The following is a 16,355-nucleotide window of genomic DNA, read 5'->3' on the forward strand; positions in this document are numbered from 1 at the left end:
CCGTTAATGCTGTGCGCGCGTAGCTCCCATGAAAGAGGGGAAGCGCGAATTTTGCCGTTGTACTTCGGACCGGTTCTAATAAGCTAACCCAATGACGTCATTCAGAAACCAGATCGCCGCGCGTTAGCGTTCGCCAAGCTCAAGAAAAGGCCGCCGGGTCTTTGAGCCTGCGCGGACAGGGTAGGAATGAAACCGACCGACATTGCGGCCCCCGACTACTTTCACAAAGTGGTCGATTGCCAATGGGCCTGTCCTGCGCACACCCCCGTTCCCGAATACATCCGACTGATCGCCCAAGGCCGCTACAGCGACGCCTATATGATCAACTGGAAATCGAACGTGTTTCCCGGAATTCTGGGACGCACCTGCGATCGTCCATGCGAGCCGGCGTGCCGCCGCGGACGCGTCGAGGAGACCCCGGTCGCGATCTGCCGCCTGAAGCGCGTCGCCGCCGATTTCAAGGACGACATCACGCAACGCCTGCCGCGGCCGTCGGCCAAGAACGGCAAGCGCGTTGCCTTCGTCGGCGGCGGTCCCGCTTCGCTGACGGTGGCCCGCGATCTCGCCCCGCTCGGCTATCACTGCACGGTGTTCGACGGCGATCCACGAGCCGGCGGCATGATGCGCTCGCAGATCCCGAAATTCCGCCTGCCGGATTCGGTCATCGACGAGGAGACCGGCTACATCCTGGGTCTCGGCGTCGACTTCAAGGGCGGCCATCGCATCGAGAGCATGAAGGCGCTGCTCGCGGAGAAGTACGACGCAATCTTCGTCGGCTCCGGCGCACCGCGCGGCCGCGAGCTCGACATCCCCGGACGCAAGGAAGCAGCCGCCAACGTCCATATCGGCATCGACTGGCTGTCCTCGGTCTCGTTCGGCCATACCGACAAGATCGGCAAGCGCGTCATCGTGCTCGGCGGCGGCAACACCGCGATGGATTGCTGCCGCACCGCGCGTCGCCTCGGCGGCGAAGAGGTGAAAGTGGTCGTGCGCTCCGGCTTCGAGGAAATGAAGGCCTCGCCCTGGGAGAAGGAAGACGCGCTTCACGAGGACATCCCGATCCTCAACTTCCTCGTGCCCACAGCCTTCGTCCACGACAACGGCAAGCTCACCGGCATCACCTTCCAGAAGGTGAAGGCCGAATACGACGCCAAGGGCCGCCGCAACCTCGTGCCCTCGGGCGAGCCGGACCAAACCATCGAATGCGACGACGTGCTGGTCGCGGTCGGCCAGGAGAACGCCTTTCCCTGGATCGAGCAGGACTGCGGGATCGAGTTCGACAAATGGCACATGCCCAAGGTCGATCCGCAAACCTTCGTCTCGACCAACCCGAAAGTATTCTTCGGCGGCGACGCCGCGTTCGGGCCGAAGAATATCATCTGGGCGGTGGCGCAGGGCCATGATGCCGCGCTGTCGATCCACAAGATGCTCTCGGGCGAGGACGTCACCGAGCGTCCATTGCCGGAGGTGCACATCTCCTCGCAGAAGATGGGCATCCACGAATGGAGCTATGACAACGACATCTCCAACGACAAGCGCTACAAGGTGCCGCATCGCGACAAGGTGATCGCGCTGAAGGACATCCGCACGGAGGTCGAGCTCGGCTACGACGTCAAGCTGGCGCTGGGCGAGGCCGAGCGCTGCCTGAACTGCGACGTCCAGACCGTGTTCTCGACCTCGCTCTGCATCGAGTGCGACGCCTGCGTCGACATCTGTCCGATGGACTGCATCACCTTCACCGACAATGGCGAGGAAGGCGATCTCCGTCAGCGCCTGAAAGCGCCCTCGCTGCATCCGGACCAGGATCTCTATGTCTCGAGCGACCTCAAGACCGGGCGCGTGATGATCAAGGACGAGGATGTCTGCCTGCATTGCGGGCTGTGTGCCGAGCGCTGTCCCACCGGCGCCTGGGACATGCAGAAATATTTGATCGAGATGACTCACGCAGGTTCAGCATGTCCGACAAAAAGCCGATCAGCAGCGTAAACGACTTCGTCGTCCGCTTCGCCAACGTCAACGGATCGGGCTCGGCCAGCGCCAACGAGATGTTTGCGCGCGCGATCCTGCGCCATGGCGTTCCGGTGAGCCCCCGTAACATCTTCCCCTCCAACATCCAGGGCCTGCCGACCTGGTACGAGGTGCGGGTGACCGAACAGGGCCATCTCGGCGCCCGCGGCGGCGTCGACATGATGGTGGCGATGAACCCGCAGACCTGGGACAAGGACGTCGCCGGCATCGAGCCCGGCGGCTATCTGTTCTACGATTCCACCAAGCCGATGCCGTCAACGAAATTCCGCGACGACATCACCGTGATCGGTGTTCCCCTGACCGCGATCACCAACTCGACCTACACCGATCCGCGCCAGCGCCAGCTGTTCAAGAACATCATCTATCTCGGGGCGCTCTCGGCGCTGCTCGATATGGACCCGAAGCTGATCGAGCAGCTGATCGGCGAGCAGTACAAGGGCAAGGAGAAGCTCTTGTCCTCCAACGTCCACGCGCTGCATCTCGGCCGCGACTGGGCGCTGCAAAACCTGAAATGTCCGACCGGGCTGCGGGTGAAGAAGTCCGATAAGGTCGGCGACCGCATCTTCATCGAGGGCAACAGCGCCGCCGCGCTCGGCGCCGTCTATGGCGGCGCCACGGTGTGCGCCTGGTATCCGATCACGCCGTCCTCGTCCGTTGCCGAGGCTTTCACCGCCCACTGCAAGAAGTACCGGCACGATCCGGAAACCGGCAAGGCGAAATACGCCATCGTGCAGGGCGAGGACGAGCTCGCTTCGATCGGCATCGTGATCGGCGCCTCCTGGAACGGCGCGCGCGCCTTCACCGCAACCTCCGGCCCCGGCATCTCGCTGATGACCGAGTTCATCGGCCTGTCATATTTCGCCGAAATCCCGGCCGTGATCATGAACATCCAGCGCGCCGGTCCCTCGACCGGCATGCCGACCCGGACCCAGCAATGCGACATCATCGCCTGCGCCTATGCTTCGCATGGCGACACCAAGCATGTGCTGCTGTTCCCTGAGGATCCCGCCGAGGCGTTCGAGTTCGCGGCCGCGGCCTTCGATCTCGCCGAGCGGCTCCAGACCACCATCTTCCTGATGCTCGACCTCGACATCGGCATGAACCACCGGCTCTGCCGTCCCTTGAAGTGGGACGACGCCAAGCAATATGACCGCGGCAAGGTGATGACTTCGGAGATGCTGGAGGAAGGCCGCGACTTCGGCCGCTATCTCGACGTCGACGGCGACGGCATCCCCTACCGAACCTATCCCGGCACGCATCCGACCAAGGGCTCATATTTTACCCGCGGCACGTCGCGCGACCGCTATGCGCGTTACTCCGAAGAAGGCTCGGTCTACGCCGACAACATGCAGCGGCTGATGCGCAAGTTCGAGACCGCGCAGGATTTGGTGCCGCGGCCGCTTCAGGCTAATGCGGAACGGCCGACCAAATACGGCGTGATCTATTTCGGTTCGACTACGCCGGCGATGGACGAGGCGATCGGATTGTTGGAGGCACGAGGCCATCAGCTCGATCGCCTGCGCATCCGCGCCTTCCCGTTCCACTCCAGCGTGGCGAGCTTCCTCGCCGAGCACGATTTCGTCTACGTAGTCGAGCAGAACCGCGACAGCCAGCTGCGCCAGCTCATCGTCAACGAAAACGGCATCGACCCGGTGCGGCTGGTGCCGATCGTGCACTACGACGGCTCGCCGATCACCGCCCGCTTCATCGCAAAAGCCATTGGCGACCACCAGGATCACCTCAAGGTGACCCCGCTCCGCAAGGCCGTGTCATGATGGTAAGGCGCAGGCATCGGATGCAATCACCTCTCCCCGCGTGCGGGGAGAGGTCGGATTGCGCAGCAATCCGGGTGAGGGGGACTCACCACGAGTCGAGCTCGTCGAAAGAGCCCCTCACCCCGACCCTCTCCCCGCGAAGAGCGGGGAGAGGGAGCAGAGAGAGACGGTCATGACCTACATCGCAAAGCCGAAATTCCACCATCCCGGGCTGAAGAAGAACGAGCTCGGCTACACCCATCGCGACTACGAAGGCAAGATCTCGACGCTGTGCGCCGGCTGCGGCCACGATTCGATCACGGCCTCGATCATCGAGGCCTGCTATGAGCTTTCGATCGAGCCGCACCGGGTTGCGAAGATCTCGGGCATCGGCTGCTCGTCGAAGACGCCGGACTATTTCCTCGGCAATTCGCACGGCTTCAACTCCGTGCACGGCCGCATGCCCAGCGTGCTGACCGGCGCCAATCTCGCCAATCGCGACCTGATCTATCTAGGTGTCTCCGGCGACGGCGATTCCGCCTCGATCGGCTTCGGCCAGTTCGCCCATTCGATCCGGCGCGGGGTGAACATGACCTATATCGTCGAGAACAACGGCGTCTACGGCCTGACCAAGGGCCAGTTCTCGGCGACCGCCGACCGCGGCTCGAAGTCCAAGAAGGGCGTCACCAACACCGACAACGCCATCGACCTCGTCGCCATCGCGCTGCAGTTGGGGGCGACTTTCGTCGCGCGCTCGTTCTCCGGCGACAAGACCCAGCTCGTGCCGCTGATCGCGGCCGCGATCCGCCACAAGGGCGCGTCGTTCATCGACGTCATCAGCCCCTGCATCGCCTTCAACAATCACGCCGGCTCGACCAAGAGCTTCGACTATGTTCGCGAGCACAATGACGCGGTGAACCGGCTCGACGTGCTGGTCGGCCGCGATCCGATTGCGGTGGATTACGCACCGGGCACGGTGCAAATGGTCGAGCAGCATGACGGCAGCAGGATCGCGCTGCGCAAGATCGATGCCGACTACGATCCGCATGACCGGCTCGGCGCCCAGACCTTCCTGCAAAAGCACGCCGCAAAGGGACAGATCGTCACGGGGCTGCTCTACGTCGATCCCGACGCGGAAGATCTGCACGAGCATCTCAACACGGTCGAGACGCCGCTCAACACGCTGGAAGCGGACACGCTCTGCCCGGGCTCGGCGATGCTGGACAAGTTCAACGCCAGCCTGCGGTGATCGCTACCGCGCCGCAGCCGGCTGCCGGACGCGTATGGTGATCTTCTCCGACACGATGGGCGGCTCGAACGGATAGTGCTTGGCATCGCCCAGCACGAGTTGGAGCGTATGCGTCCCGGGCGGAAGCTCGAGCAGCGTTTCGGTCTGCCCTGCCCCGAAATGCAGATGCGACTTGTCCTGCAGGATCGGCTCCTTGGGATCGATGGGGTCGTTGACGTCGATCAGCAAATGATGATGACCGGCGTTCTGATACTCGTCGCCGGCATGGGTCACTCCCATGTTGCGCAAGCCGAACCGGACCCAGAATCCGCCGCGGACCTTCTGCCCGTCATGCGGGGTGATGAAATAGAGCTTGGCGTCCTTGGGCGCTGCCTTGCCCTGCGAAAAGGCCACCCCCGGGAGCAATGCGAGCGCCGCCGCCAGCGCGACGCAACGAAGGATCTGCATCAAACCAACTCCACCACTTAGGGACTGAGCGCCACGCGGAATCCGTGCGTGGGATAACGAACGTTGGTGTCGTAGCCGTCGCGGTTGGACGGCCGCACATATCTCGAATCGTTCTTCCAGGAGCCCGAGCGCAGGACATGAGCGCTGCAGTCCCCGCTGCTCCATGCCGAGCCGTCACCGGGCGCGCCCTGATAGGTCTTATGCCAGCAGTCCTCGACCCATTGATCGATACCGCCGCCCATGTCGTGGAGCCCGAACGGATTAGGCCTGAAGCTGCCGACCTTCGCCGGTTGCTCGGCCGCGAGATCACCGCAATCCTTGCAACCGGCCATGCCCGGCTGCAGCTTGTCGCCCCACCAATATTTGGTCTGCGTTCCGCCCCGCGCGGCATATTCCCATTCGGCTTCGCTCGGAAGCCGATAAGTCTTCTTCGTCACCTGAGCGAGATAAGCCGCATATTGCTGCGCGTCGGTCCAGCTCACATTGCTGACCGGCGCATCGTCCTTGCCGATCGCCGTGAAGCCGCACGCCTTTACAGCGGCGCACTCATTCCATTCCTGCACGGTGACCGGATATTTGCCGATCGAGAACGGCTTGACCGTCACCTGATGGACGGGACGCTCGGTCAGATCGTCATTGCTTCCCATCGCAAAGCTGCCGCCGCGAATGGCGACCATCTCGGGTTCGCGGGCGGGAATGGCCGAATGACTTGGCGCCGGAGCGGGCGACGGAGATGACGAAGCCGACGAGGGAGAAGGCTGCGGCGTCTGCGGCGCTGCTTCGCGCGACGGAGGCTGCGGGCTCGGTGATGCGGCAGGCGAAGCGGTGGGAGAAGCGGTGGGAGAAGCGGTGGGCCCGGTGGCCTGCTCGCTCACCCTGCCCGGTGTCTGAGCCAGCAGATACCACAGCACACCGGCGGCAATCACCGACAGCGTGATACCCAGGAGAAAGATCAGAGTATTCTCGCGCCGCCCCCGCGTCCTGCCGACCGCGTCTGCATCCGGCAGCACTTTATAGACGCGCACGGGATCGGTGATGTTCTTGACCTTGCGGTCCCCGAGCGACTCGTAACCGCACACGACCTTGTGCTTGATCTGCTCGTAGATCGCGCCGGAGATAAAGACCTGGCCTGGCTCGGCGATGCCCTCGATGCGCGTGGCGATGTTGACGCCGTCGCCGTAGACGTCGTCCGGCTCCACGATGACATCACCGAGATTGACGCCAATCCGGTACTCGATCCGGGTGTCCTTCGGAAGCGAGGCGTTGCGGCCGATGAGATTCTGCTGGATGACGATGCTGCATCGGACGGCCTCGACCGGACTGTCGAAAATCGCGATGAAGCCGTCGCCCGTCGTCTTCACCAGACTTCCATTGTGCTCGACGATGCTGGGCTGGATGAGATCCCGCTCGATCCGCTTGACGCGGACGTGCGTGCCCTCCTCGTCGGCCTGCATCAGGCGGCTGTAGGAAGCGATGTCACCGACAATGATGGCCGCGAGGCGACGAGGCATAGGGCCGTGCGAAGGCGGCTCGTCATTCCCGGATCTGAAGTTGCGAATTTCGCCCATTGCGGGGACTCCACAAACTTACAAAGGCAGACCCCAACCTACGACTGCCAAAGGCGATCGTCTGTGAAGGCTATCACATCGACGAAATCGGGCAATGTCCGTGGGGATCGCAGGAGTCGAGTTCCGAAAGGCGAAGGCGTTACATCGAATGAACCTTTATGACCCCACCGATGACTAACGCCCCGCGTGGAACTAATCACCTCGCTCCGCCCTGCGATGCTCGTGTCATTGATGTGCGAACCATGAACGCGTCGCACCGGGTTCGCGTCTAAAGTACAGCTCAGTTGCTGCACGCGAGGCCATCATGAAGTCTTTTCTCGTTGCGGCCGTCTTCCTTGCCGCGCTCGGCGGCGCCGCTCACGCCGAGGAGGCCGACGATATCCGTGAGGCCAGCAAGGCCGAAGCCGAGACCTTCAACGCGCGCATGTATGCCGGCGCACCCGGCAACAAGGCCTATGCCTGCTTCGTGCGCCGCTACGATGCCGAGCACCTGGCGCGTCATCCGAAGCAGAAGGTCGCCGCGATGAAGCTGCTGATCTCGTCGGAGATGGACACCGAAGACAAGCAGCTCCACAACTCCTTCCGCCTTGGTTTCAGATATCGTCACCGCTCCGGCGATTTCGACTCCAGCGGCTTCTGTCATCACACCGTGTTCACCAAGGACGGCACCGAAATCCGCCTCGGTTGCGGCGTCGACTGCGAGGGCGGCGGCATCGGCGTCGCGCTCTCAAGGGACGACAAATCGGCGATCGTGCGGCTCGCGCGGGTCAGGGTCTGGCAGAACAACAAGCCGGATGAGGATGCCGAACTGTCACTGGTCGCCGGCGCCGACGACGGGATTTTCCGCCTGGATCGAACGGACAATAAGGAATGCGCCTCGCTCCTGACCGACCGCAAGGAACTCGCCGCGCTCCGCCACAAATGATATGTCTCCGGCGCAATCGAGGAGATCGTCATGAACCGCCGGAACATGTTGTGGAGCGCCATCTCAGGCCTGGGCGCAGCGCTTGGCGCCTCCAGCGCGAACGCCGCGACGGACGCCGGCGCGGGCAACAAGCTGAAGGTGGTGTATCACCTGAGCGATGCCGAGAAGGTCAATTTCGTCCTTGGCAACATCCAGAACCACATCGAGGGCGTCGGCGGCCCCGAGCATGTGACGATCGCACTGGTGATCCACGGGCCGGCGCTGAAGGCGTTTCACTCGGCGCAGGCCAACCCTGACATCAGCAAGCGCGTCGGCGATTTCTCCAAGGATGGCGTCGAGCTTGCCGCCTGCGGCAACACGATGAAGGCGCAGAACGTCACGCTTACGGATCTCTTGCCGGGCTTCGTCAGCGCGGAGAAGGGCGGCGTGGTCCGTTTGGCCGAGCTCCAGTCGCAGGGCTATCTCTATCTGCGGCCGTAGGTAGCAGCGAAAGTGGTGGGCTCCCTCCCCCGCTTGCGGGGGAGGGTCGGGGAGAGGGTGTCTCAGCAATCGAGAACCCCCAAGTGGAGAGAGCCCTCACCCGGCGCTGCGCGCCGACCTCTCCCGCAAGCGGGAGAGGTAAGAGGAGTTTGCGGGATCGCTTCCCACTTGACACATCCATAACTCCACGGTTATGAATATACCCATAACTTACAGGTTATGGGTTACATGCCCGCCGCCGCTCACGACCTTCTGTTCAGGACGCTCGCCGACCCCACCCGTCGGGCGATCTTCGAGCGATTGTGCCGCGAGGGCGAACAGACGGTCGGGGCCCTGACGGCACTGTCGGGCGTGTCCCAGCCGGCGGTCTCAAAACATCTCGGCGCGCTGAAGCAGGCTGGCCTCGTGCGCGACCGGCATCAAGGACGGCAGACGCATTACAGCGCCCAACCCGGCGCGCTCAATCCGCTGATCGACTGGACCAGCCAGATGGCCGGATTCTGGCAGAACCGGCTCGACGCGCTCGACGATCTCCTGAAGAGGATGGACCAATGAACGAATCCGCGACCGAAACCCGATCTGTCGTCGTCGAGCGCGAATTTGCCTTTCCGGCAGAGCGGATCTGGCGCGCGCTGACGCAGCCGCATCTGATCGAGGAATGGCTGATGAAGAACGACTTCAAGCCGAACGTGGGCCACCGCTTCAACCTTCGCGGCGAATGGGGCGGCGTGCTGGACTGCGAAGTCCTCACCATCGAGCCGCAGAAGACGCTCGCCTACACCTGGAATTTCTCGCACGAGGACGCGGCGTTCGATCTCAAGAGCGTCGTGACCTTCACGCTGACGCCGACGGGCGCAGGCACTCATCTGCGTGTCGAGCAAGCGGGCTTCAGCCCGGCGCAGAAGCAGGCATTTGGCGGCGCGCATGCCGGCTGGAAGCAGTTTCTCACCAAGCTGGACGAGCTGCTGGCCAAGGCAGACTAGCTCGGCCGCCGGCCTTCATTTCGATCATCTCAAGAGGAGGTTTCATTGACCGGAAATATGTGGATTCGACAGATCCATCGCTGGCTGTCGATTGCTTTCACGCTGGCCGTCATCGCCAACATCGTCGCCCTGACGATGCAAGTCCAGGCGACGTGGATCGGCTTGCTCGCCTTCGTCCCATTGATCCCGTTGCTTGCGACCGGGCTCTACATGTTCGCGCTGCCATATCTCGGCCGCGGCCGCGGCGCCCGACAAGAGGCGTGAGCATGAAGAAGGCCGTGACCGCGAAAACCAGCAGCGCGATGAAGACGAATGGCGCTTCGCCATCCAGGATGATCGACGGCAGGATCAAGGAGCTCGGCGACTGGCGCGGCGACATGCTCGGGCGAATCCGCGGCCTGATCAAGGAGGCCGACCCTGATGTCGTCGAGGAATGGAAGTGGCGCGGCGTTCCGGTGTGGGAGCACGACGGCATCATCTGCACCGGCGAGACCTACAAGGCCGTGGTGAAGATGACCTTTGCCAAGGGCGCCGCGCTGGACGATCCCGCCGGCCTGTTCAACTCGAGCCTCGAGGGCAACGTGCGCCGCGCGATCGATATTCGCGAAGGCGACAAGATCAACGAGAAGGCGTTGAAGGCGCTGATCCGCGCAGCCGTGGAGCTGAATGCGTCGAAAGCCAAGAAGAAGCCGGCGAAGAAGCGATCGACTTAGAGCACGATTGATTCACGTTGATCGCTTTAGCAGCCGCGGACTGGCTGCAACCTCTCCCGCTTGCGGGAGAGGTCGGCGCGTAGCGCCGGGTGAGGGCTCTATCCTCTGGGGGAATCCCGCTGCGGAGACACCCTCTCCCCACCCCTCCCCCGCAAGCGGGGGAGGGAGCGCAGCTCCCTGGCAGAAGCCACAAGGCTAATCTTGTCGCGCTCCGGAAGCTGCCCCGCCCTCACGCCACCGCCGAGATCGGCCGCGGGCTCACGACGTATTCGCGCAGCACCTTGTCGTTGGAATCGACCTCGATCAGTGCGACATCGTAGGTCCAGAGATCGGCGAGATGCTGGAGCACGCGCTTGGCGTCGGTCTCGTTGAGCTGCGCGCCCTTGATGACATGGTGATGCAGGATCAGCCGCCGGTCGCCGGAGAGATCGACGTCGACCACCTCGATATTCGCGTCGATGTAGCCGACATCGTGCTGCCGTGCCAGCTCGCGCCGGACACGGCGGAAGCCGCGCTCGTCGTGAATGGCGTCGACCCGGATGCCGGCGCGCTCCTCGGGATCGTCATGCAGGTGGAACATGCGGAGATGCCGCATCAGCTTCGGACTCAGGAACTGGGCGATAAAACTCTCGTCGCGGTAATTGGCCCAGACGTCGCGCAGCACGCCCATCACGTCGTTCTTGCCGGCGATGTCCGGGAACCACTCGCGGTCCTCGTCTTCCGGCCGGGTGACGATGCGCTCGATGTCCTGCATCATGGCGAAGCCGAGCGCATAGGGATTGAAGCCGGAAAAGCGCTGGTCGTCGAATTCGGGCTGGAACACGACGTTGGTGTGCGACTGCAGGAATTCGAGAAAATTGCCGTCGCTGATGCGGCCCTGCTGATGCAGCTTGGTCATGATGCGATAGTGGACGTAGGTCGCCGTCCCCTCGTTCATCACCTTGGTCTGGCTCTGCGGATAGAAATATTGCGCGATGTGGCGAACGATGCGCAACAGCTCGCGCTGCCATGGCGCCAGCCGCGGCGCGCTCTTCTCTAGGAAATACAGCAGGTTTTCCTGCGGCAGGCCGAGCAGCTTGCGGCGCCGTTCGACGCTGAGCGCGGACCGGGTCTTGCTCTTTCCCGCCGGCACGGTGCGCCAGAGGTCGTTGAAGACCTCCTCCTCATGCTGGCGGCGGCGCCCTGCCCGCTTCTCTTCGGCGCGGAGGTCGAGCTTCTTCTTGCCGGGATAGCGGTCGATCCCATGCGACATCAGCGCATGCGCGGCATCGAGGGTGCGCTCGACCTCGACGCGGCCGTAGCGATCCTCGCATTGCATGACGTAGTTCTTGGCGAAATCCAGATAGTCCAGGATGCCGTCGGCGTCGGTCCACTGCTTGAACAGATAGTTGTTCTTGAAGAAGTGGTTGTGGCCGAAGGCGGCGTGCGCGATCACCAGGGTCTGCATCGTCGCCGTGTTCTCCTCCATCAGGTAGGAGATGCAGGGCGAGGAGTTGATCACGATCTCATAGGCAAGTCCCATCAGGCCCTTGCGGTATGAGGCCTCGTGATACGCGAAGTGCTTTCCGAATGACCAGTGCTTGTAGAACAGCGGCATGCCGACCGACGAATAGGCGTCCAGCATCTGCTCGGCGGTGATGACTTCGATCTGGTTCGGATAGACGTCGAGCCCGAGATCTTTCGTCGCCACCTCCTCGCAGGCATCCGTGATGCGCTGCAAGGTGTGAAAATCCCAATCGGCGCCTTCGAACAAGCGTTCTGTCATGGAGCGGCTTTCTCCTGGGCAGTGTCGCGGCGCTGAAACAGATCGTGGAAGACCGGAAAAATCTCGCTGCGCTCGCTGACCTTGCGCATCGAGAGCGGTGCGCCGCTGTTGCGCAGGCGCTCGTAGAGAGTCCAGAGCGAGGAGTCGGACAGATCGAAAGCGCTGCCGCCGGACTCGCCGACCTCGAGATAGGCAAAGAACTGGCAGACCGGCAGGATCTTGTCGGTCAGCAGCATGCCCGCGAGCTCGCCGTCGGAATAGGAATTGTCGCCGTCGGAGGCTTGGGCGGCGTAGATATTCCAGTCCGACGGGCTGAAGCGTTCGCGCACGATCTCGTGCATCGCCTGCAGCGCGCTGGAGACCAGCGTGCCGCCGGAAGCCGGGCCGTAGAAGAAGGTCTGCTCGTCCACCTCCTCGGCGCGATCGGTGTGGCGGATGAAGACGATGTCGACATGCTTGTAGCGGCGCTTCAGGAACACGTAGAGCAGCATGTAGAAGCGCTTGGCGAGATCCTTCATGTGCTCGGACATCGAGCCCGACACGTCCATCAGGCAGAACATCACGGCCTGGGCAACGGGCTTGGGCACCGTCTCGAAGCGGCGGTAGCGGATATCGAGCGGATCGATGAAGGGAATGCGCTTGGACTTCGCCTTCAGTTTTTCGAGCTGGGCCATCAGCACCAGACGCTCGTCCTCGTCCGCGCAGGCGGCGATGGCGGCTTCCAGCTCTTCGATCTCCTCCTTGCTGGGACGCTTGAGCGCGATACGGCGCGCCAGTGCGCGCCGAACCGTCCGGCTCACCGAGATGTTGGATGGCGAGCCCGACGTGGTGTAGCCGGCGCGCTGGATGCCCTCGCTCTCGGTGTGCGCGATCTTGCGCTTGGCAAGGTCGGGCAATTCGAGATCGTCGAGAAAGAGATCGACGAATTCGTCGCGGCTGAGCACGAAACGGAAGGCGTCCTCGCTGTCGCCTTCGCCCGGTCCGGAATCCTTGGCGCTGCCCTGGCCCGAGCGCTGGAGGTAGTCGCCCTCGATGAACTTCTTGTTCCCGGGCAACACCATGTCGCGCGTTCCGCCGTCGCGGCGGAAACGCGGCTCATGCATGCCGTCGAGCGGAATGGTGACCTCGCCACCCTCCAGGACGTCCTTGATGTCGCGTTCCTGCGAGGTCTTCTTGACGGCGCCTTGCACCAGGGATTTGGCCCGACGCAAGAACCGCTGCCGGTTCTCGAGACTCTTGCCGCCTGGATTCAGGCGCCTGTCAATAATGTGAATCGGCACTTTTCCATCCGCCTCAACCGGCCTGCTTCACGCGCATGTACCATTCGACGAGCCGGCGAACCTGACGCTCGGTGTAGCCGCGCTCCACCATGCGTGCGACGAACTCGCCGTGCTTCTTCTCCGTCTCGCCGTCCTTCTTCGACCCGAAGGAGATGACCGGAAGCAGGTCCTCGACCTGGGAGAATATCCGCTTTTCGATCACATCGCGAATCTTCTCGTAGGAGATCCAGGTCGGATTCTTGCCGCCGTTCTGGGCGCGCGACCGTAACGAGAATTTGACCACCTCGTTGCGGAAATCCTTCGGATTGGCGATGCCCGCCGGCTTCTCGATCTTGGTCAGCTCCTGGTTCAAAAGCTCGCGATCCAACAGCTGGCCAGTGTCGGCGTCCTTGAAATCCTGGTCCTCGATCCAGGCATCGGCGTAGTCGACGTAGCGGTCGAACAGGTTCTGGCCGTAATCCGAGTAGGATTCGAGATACGCCTTCTGGATCTCGTTGCCGATGAACTCGGCATAACGCGGTGCAAGGTCCGCCTTGATGAATTCGAGGTAGCGCTTCTCGACTTCCTCGGGCAGCTGCTCGCGCTTGATCGATTGCTCCAGCGCGTACATCAGATGCACGGCGTCGGCGGCGACTTCCTGCGGATCGTGGTTGAAGGTCGCAGCCAGGATCTTGAAGGCAAAGCGGGTGGAAACACCGTCCATGCCCTCGTCGACGCCGGCGGCATCGCGATATTCCTGGACGCTGCGCGCCTTCGGATCGGTCTCCTTCAGGCTCTCGCCGTCGTAGACCCTCATCTTGGCGTAGGTCGTGGAATTTTCGTGCTTGCGCAGGCGCGACATCACCGAGAACCGCGCCAGCGTTTCCAGCGTCGCGGGCGCGCAAGGCGCGGCCGCGAGCTCGGAGCCCTGGATCAGCTTCTCGTAGATCTTCTGCTCCTCCGTGATCCGCAGGCAGTACGGCACCTTGATCACGCAGATGCGGTCGATGAAGGCCTCGTTGTTCTTGTTGGCCTTGAAGCTCGACCACTCGGCTTCGTTGGAGTGCGCGAGGATGACGCCGGTGAACGGAATCGCGCCGATGTTCTCGGTGCCGATGTAGTTGCCTTCCTGCGTCGCGGTGAGCAGCGGGTGCAGCATCTTGATCGGGGCCTTGAACATCTCGACGAACTCGAGCACGCCCTGGTTGGCGCGGTTGAGGCCGCCGGAATAGCTGTAAGCGTCGGGATCGTTCTGCGCGTAGGTTTCGAGCTTGCGGATGTCGACCTTGCCGACCAGAGAGGAGATGTCCTGGTTGTTCTCGTCACCCGGCTCGGTCTTGGCGATGCCGATCTGGCGCAGCCGCGACGGCTGGATTTTTGCGACTCGGAACTGGGAAATGTCGCCGCCGAAGGCTTCCAGCCGCTTGTAGCACCACGGGCTCATCAGGCCGGTGAGACGGCGGCGTGGAATGCCGTATTTCTCTTCCAGCATCGGGCCGAGCTGATCCGGATCGAACAGGCTGAGCGGACTTTCGAACACGGGCGAGAGCTCGTCGCCAGCCTTGAGCACGTAGATCGGATGCACTTCCATCAGCGACTTCAGCCGCTCGGCGAGCGAGGATTTGCCGCCGCCGACCGGACCGAGCAGATACAGGATCTGCTTACGCTCTTCGAGGCCCTGCGCCGCGTGACGGAAGAAACCGACGATGCGCTCGATGGTTTCTTCCATGCCGTAGAAGCCGGCGAAGGCCGGATAGGTGCGGATCGTGCGGTTCAAAAAAATACGGCCAAGGCGTGGGTCCTTGGCCGTGTCAATCGTCTGGGGCTCACCGATCGCTGCTAGCAGTCGTTCGGCCGCGTTCGCGTATTTCATGGGATCGCTTCGACACGATTCCAGATATTCCGCCATCGACATGTCGTGTTGGCTTCTCGCCTCGAACGACTTAGCGAAAGCGTTGAATAGAGAATCGTTGTACATGATCCCTCTCCGCGTGAGTTCCGCTACACAATTGAACGAAAGCAGCGACCGGACCGTTCCTTAGCGCCACTCTCGAATCAGCGTGAGCACATGACGATCATTCGACACCCGGGCGCCTTCTCGGCGCAACGCACAACGTAGGCACAGGGTGAGTTACGAACAGGCACCTGCCTGATATTTGAGCGAATCTTTGTCTATATTGGCTCATTTCCAGAAAATGTCACTCGCTCGCAACATCCGGGCGTTACCGGGGATGCGTTCATCCGGCCTCGCATCATAGCGGTCTGCGAACGGCGATCTTATGACGCTTGTGCGGCGAAGCCTTGCGTGCCGCGTTCATCTTCCTGCTGCAATGCGGTGCGCGGACCGCCGGCGGCGTGATAGTCGCGGCAAGCGCGCAGCAGTGTATCAAAATCGGTCGCTAGGCCCTCCGACCGGATGACGATGCGATCGTCCCTCACGGAGCGGGCCAAGCCGCGGATGCTGCAGAGCTGCCGCTGCAAGGCCGGCGTCGGCGTCAGCACGATCACCTTGCGCCCGCGGCGTTCTTCAGCCGAAATCTCCGCGATAGAGTCCCACAGCAGAAATTCATTGCCGATGCGGAGATCGCGGATGCCATAGGGGGTGACGATCACCACCGATCCCCGCTCGGCGGGGAGCATCCAGATCAGCCGACCGGTCATCACGGCGAACACCACCACGCCGGCAGAGCCGACCGTCGCGTCGTAATCGCCAAAAGCGCTCGACCAGCCCAAGGCGAGCGTTGCGCTGAGCAGCGTCATGGCGAAGCCCGCTACGACCAGCAGCCGCGTTTGGGTCGTACACGGACCGATTTCGAGATCGTGGGACGCATCGACGCATCCGGTCGACGTGACCGACTGGGGGCTGTCTGTGACAGCGAGCGCCAGACGGTCATGATGTGCTTGCATGCTTTCCCCCAGCATGGCCATTCGCGACCGAGCCACGATGCATCAGCCGGACCGGAATCCGCTGATGAGTACTCCGCGCAGCCGCTAGCGGCGAGGCGAGACAGCTGGCGCTACACAACAAGGCCCCGACCGATTCCTCACGGCCAACGACCTTTTTACGCAACTCGGCTCCCTTTACGCGGATCGCCATGATCGCGACGGAGTTACACTGGAGGATATGACGCCCATACCCTTGATTGGTTCCCTCAAGGAAGCATGTAAGCTAGAGGATAGCGCG

The 16,355-nt window shown here is 62.6% G+C and carries 15 protein-coding genes; 9 read left to right on the plus strand and 6 right to left on the minus strand.

Annotation, left to right across the window (positions count from 1 at the left end):
• The first annotated feature begins 186 nt into the window (after positions 1 to 186).
• The 3 genes from BRA1253DRAFT_RS15195 (at position 187) to BRA1253DRAFT_RS15205 (ending at position 5,031) form a co-directional block, all read left to right on the plus strand.
• Entirely contained in the window at positions 187 to 1,986 is a 1,800-nt protein-coding gene (locus BRA1253DRAFT_RS15195; RefSeq protein WP_007595682.1) for an FAD-dependent oxidoreductase, read from the plus strand.
• Entirely contained in the window at positions 1,956 to 3,803 is a 1,848-nt protein-coding gene (locus BRA1253DRAFT_RS15200; protein ID WP_007595684.1) for a 2-oxoacid:acceptor oxidoreductase subunit alpha, read from the plus strand. The genes BRA1253DRAFT_RS15195 and BRA1253DRAFT_RS15200 overlap by 31 nt, the downstream gene beginning before the upstream one ends.
• A gap of 172 nt (positions 3,804 to 3,975) precedes the next feature.
• On the plus strand, positions 3,976 to 5,031 hold the full coding sequence (locus BRA1253DRAFT_RS15205; protein WP_007595686.1) for a 2-oxoacid:ferredoxin oxidoreductase subunit beta: 1,056 nt from the start codon (positions 3,976 to 3,978) through the stop codon (positions 5,029 to 5,031).
• Positions 5,032 to 5,034: 3 nt separating this feature from the next.
• Here BRA1253DRAFT_RS15205 and BRA1253DRAFT_RS15210 read toward each other — a convergent pair whose 3' ends face one another.
• Positions 5,035 to 5,478: a DUF4399 domain-containing protein gene (locus BRA1253DRAFT_RS15210; RefSeq protein WP_007595687.1), complete on the minus strand. Its 444-nt coding sequence runs from the start codon at positions 5,476 to 5,478 to the stop codon at positions 5,035 to 5,037.
• 17 nt (positions 5,479 to 5,495) lie between these two features.
• The gene (locus BRA1253DRAFT_RS15215) at positions 5,496 to 7,046 is read right to left on the minus strand and encodes an SUMF1/EgtB/PvdO family nonheme iron enzyme (protein WP_007595688.1); all 1,551 of its coding nucleotides are present in this window, start codon (positions 7,044 to 7,046) and stop codon (positions 5,496 to 5,498) included.
• A 304-nt stretch (positions 7,047 to 7,350) separates the two neighbouring features.
• Between BRA1253DRAFT_RS15215 and BRA1253DRAFT_RS15220 the strand changes: the two genes are divergently transcribed.
• The 6 genes from BRA1253DRAFT_RS15220 to BRA1253DRAFT_RS15245 all read left to right on the plus strand — a co-directional run bounded on the left by BRA1253DRAFT_RS15220 (position 7,351) and on the right by BRA1253DRAFT_RS15245 (position 10,147).
• On the plus strand, positions 7,351 to 7,971 hold the full coding sequence (locus BRA1253DRAFT_RS15220) for a hypothetical protein (RefSeq protein ID WP_007595689.1): 621 nt from the start codon (positions 7,351 to 7,353) through the stop codon (positions 7,969 to 7,971).
• A gap of 30 nt (positions 7,972 to 8,001) precedes the next feature.
• Complete coding sequence (locus BRA1253DRAFT_RS15225) at positions 8,002 to 8,451, plus strand: DsrE family protein (RefSeq protein ID WP_007595690.1); 450 nt, start codon at positions 8,002 to 8,004, stop codon at positions 8,449 to 8,451.
• A 228-nt stretch (positions 8,452 to 8,679) separates the two neighbouring features.
• Positions 8,680 to 9,006, plus strand: coding sequence for a helix-turn-helix transcriptional regulator (locus tag BRA1253DRAFT_RS15230; RefSeq protein ID WP_007595691.1), 327 nt, complete (start codon positions 8,680 to 8,682; stop codon positions 9,004 to 9,006).
• Positions 9,003 to 9,434 (plus strand): SRPBCC domain-containing protein, encoded by a 432-nt coding sequence (locus BRA1253DRAFT_RS15235; RefSeq protein ID WP_007595695.1) that lies wholly within the window; start codon positions 9,003 to 9,005, stop codon positions 9,432 to 9,434. Before BRA1253DRAFT_RS15230 ends, BRA1253DRAFT_RS15235 begins: the two co-directional genes overlap by 4 nt.
• 45 nt (positions 9,435 to 9,479) lie before the next feature.
• Entirely contained in the window at positions 9,480 to 9,698 is a 219-nt protein-coding gene (locus BRA1253DRAFT_RS15240; RefSeq protein WP_007595696.1) for a hypothetical protein, read from the plus strand.
• 2 nt (positions 9,699 to 9,700) lie between these two features.
• Positions 9,701 to 10,147 (plus strand): DUF1801 domain-containing protein, encoded by a 447-nt coding sequence (locus tag BRA1253DRAFT_RS15245; RefSeq protein ID WP_007595698.1) that lies wholly within the window; start codon positions 9,701 to 9,703, stop codon positions 10,145 to 10,147.
• A gap of 229 nt (positions 10,148 to 10,376) precedes the next feature.
• Here BRA1253DRAFT_RS15245 and BRA1253DRAFT_RS15250 read toward each other — a convergent pair whose 3' ends face one another.
• The 4 genes from BRA1253DRAFT_RS15250 to BRA1253DRAFT_RS15265 form a co-directional block, all read right to left on the minus strand.
• Positions 10,377 to 11,912 (minus strand): SpoVR family protein, encoded by a 1,536-nt coding sequence (locus BRA1253DRAFT_RS15250; RefSeq protein WP_007595700.1) that lies wholly within the window; start codon positions 11,910 to 11,912, stop codon positions 10,377 to 10,379.
• Positions 11,909 to 13,186 carry a YeaH/YhbH family protein gene (locus BRA1253DRAFT_RS15255; protein WP_198288307.1) on the minus strand — a complete coding sequence of 426 codons (1,278 nt, stop codon included), beginning with the start codon at positions 13,184 to 13,186 and terminating at the stop codon, positions 11,909 to 11,911. The genes BRA1253DRAFT_RS15250 and BRA1253DRAFT_RS15255 overlap by 4 nt, the downstream gene beginning before the upstream one ends.
• A gap of 19 nt (positions 13,187 to 13,205) precedes the next feature.
• Complete coding sequence (locus tag BRA1253DRAFT_RS15260) at positions 13,206 to 15,149, minus strand: PrkA family serine protein kinase (protein ID WP_007595704.1); 1,944 nt, start codon at positions 15,147 to 15,149, stop codon at positions 13,206 to 13,208.
• A gap of 299 nt (positions 15,150 to 15,448) precedes the next feature.
• The gene (locus tag BRA1253DRAFT_RS15265; RefSeq protein WP_007595706.1) at positions 15,449 to 16,078 is read right to left on the minus strand and encodes a hypothetical protein; all 630 of its coding nucleotides are present in this window, start codon (positions 16,076 to 16,078) and stop codon (positions 15,449 to 15,451) included.
• Positions 16,079 to 16,355 lie beyond the last annotated feature (277 nt).

Source organism: Bradyrhizobium sp. WSM1253 (assembly GCF_000244935.1).
Classification (GTDB): Bacteria; Pseudomonadota; Alphaproteobacteria; order Rhizobiales; family Xanthobacteraceae; genus Bradyrhizobium; species Bradyrhizobium canariense.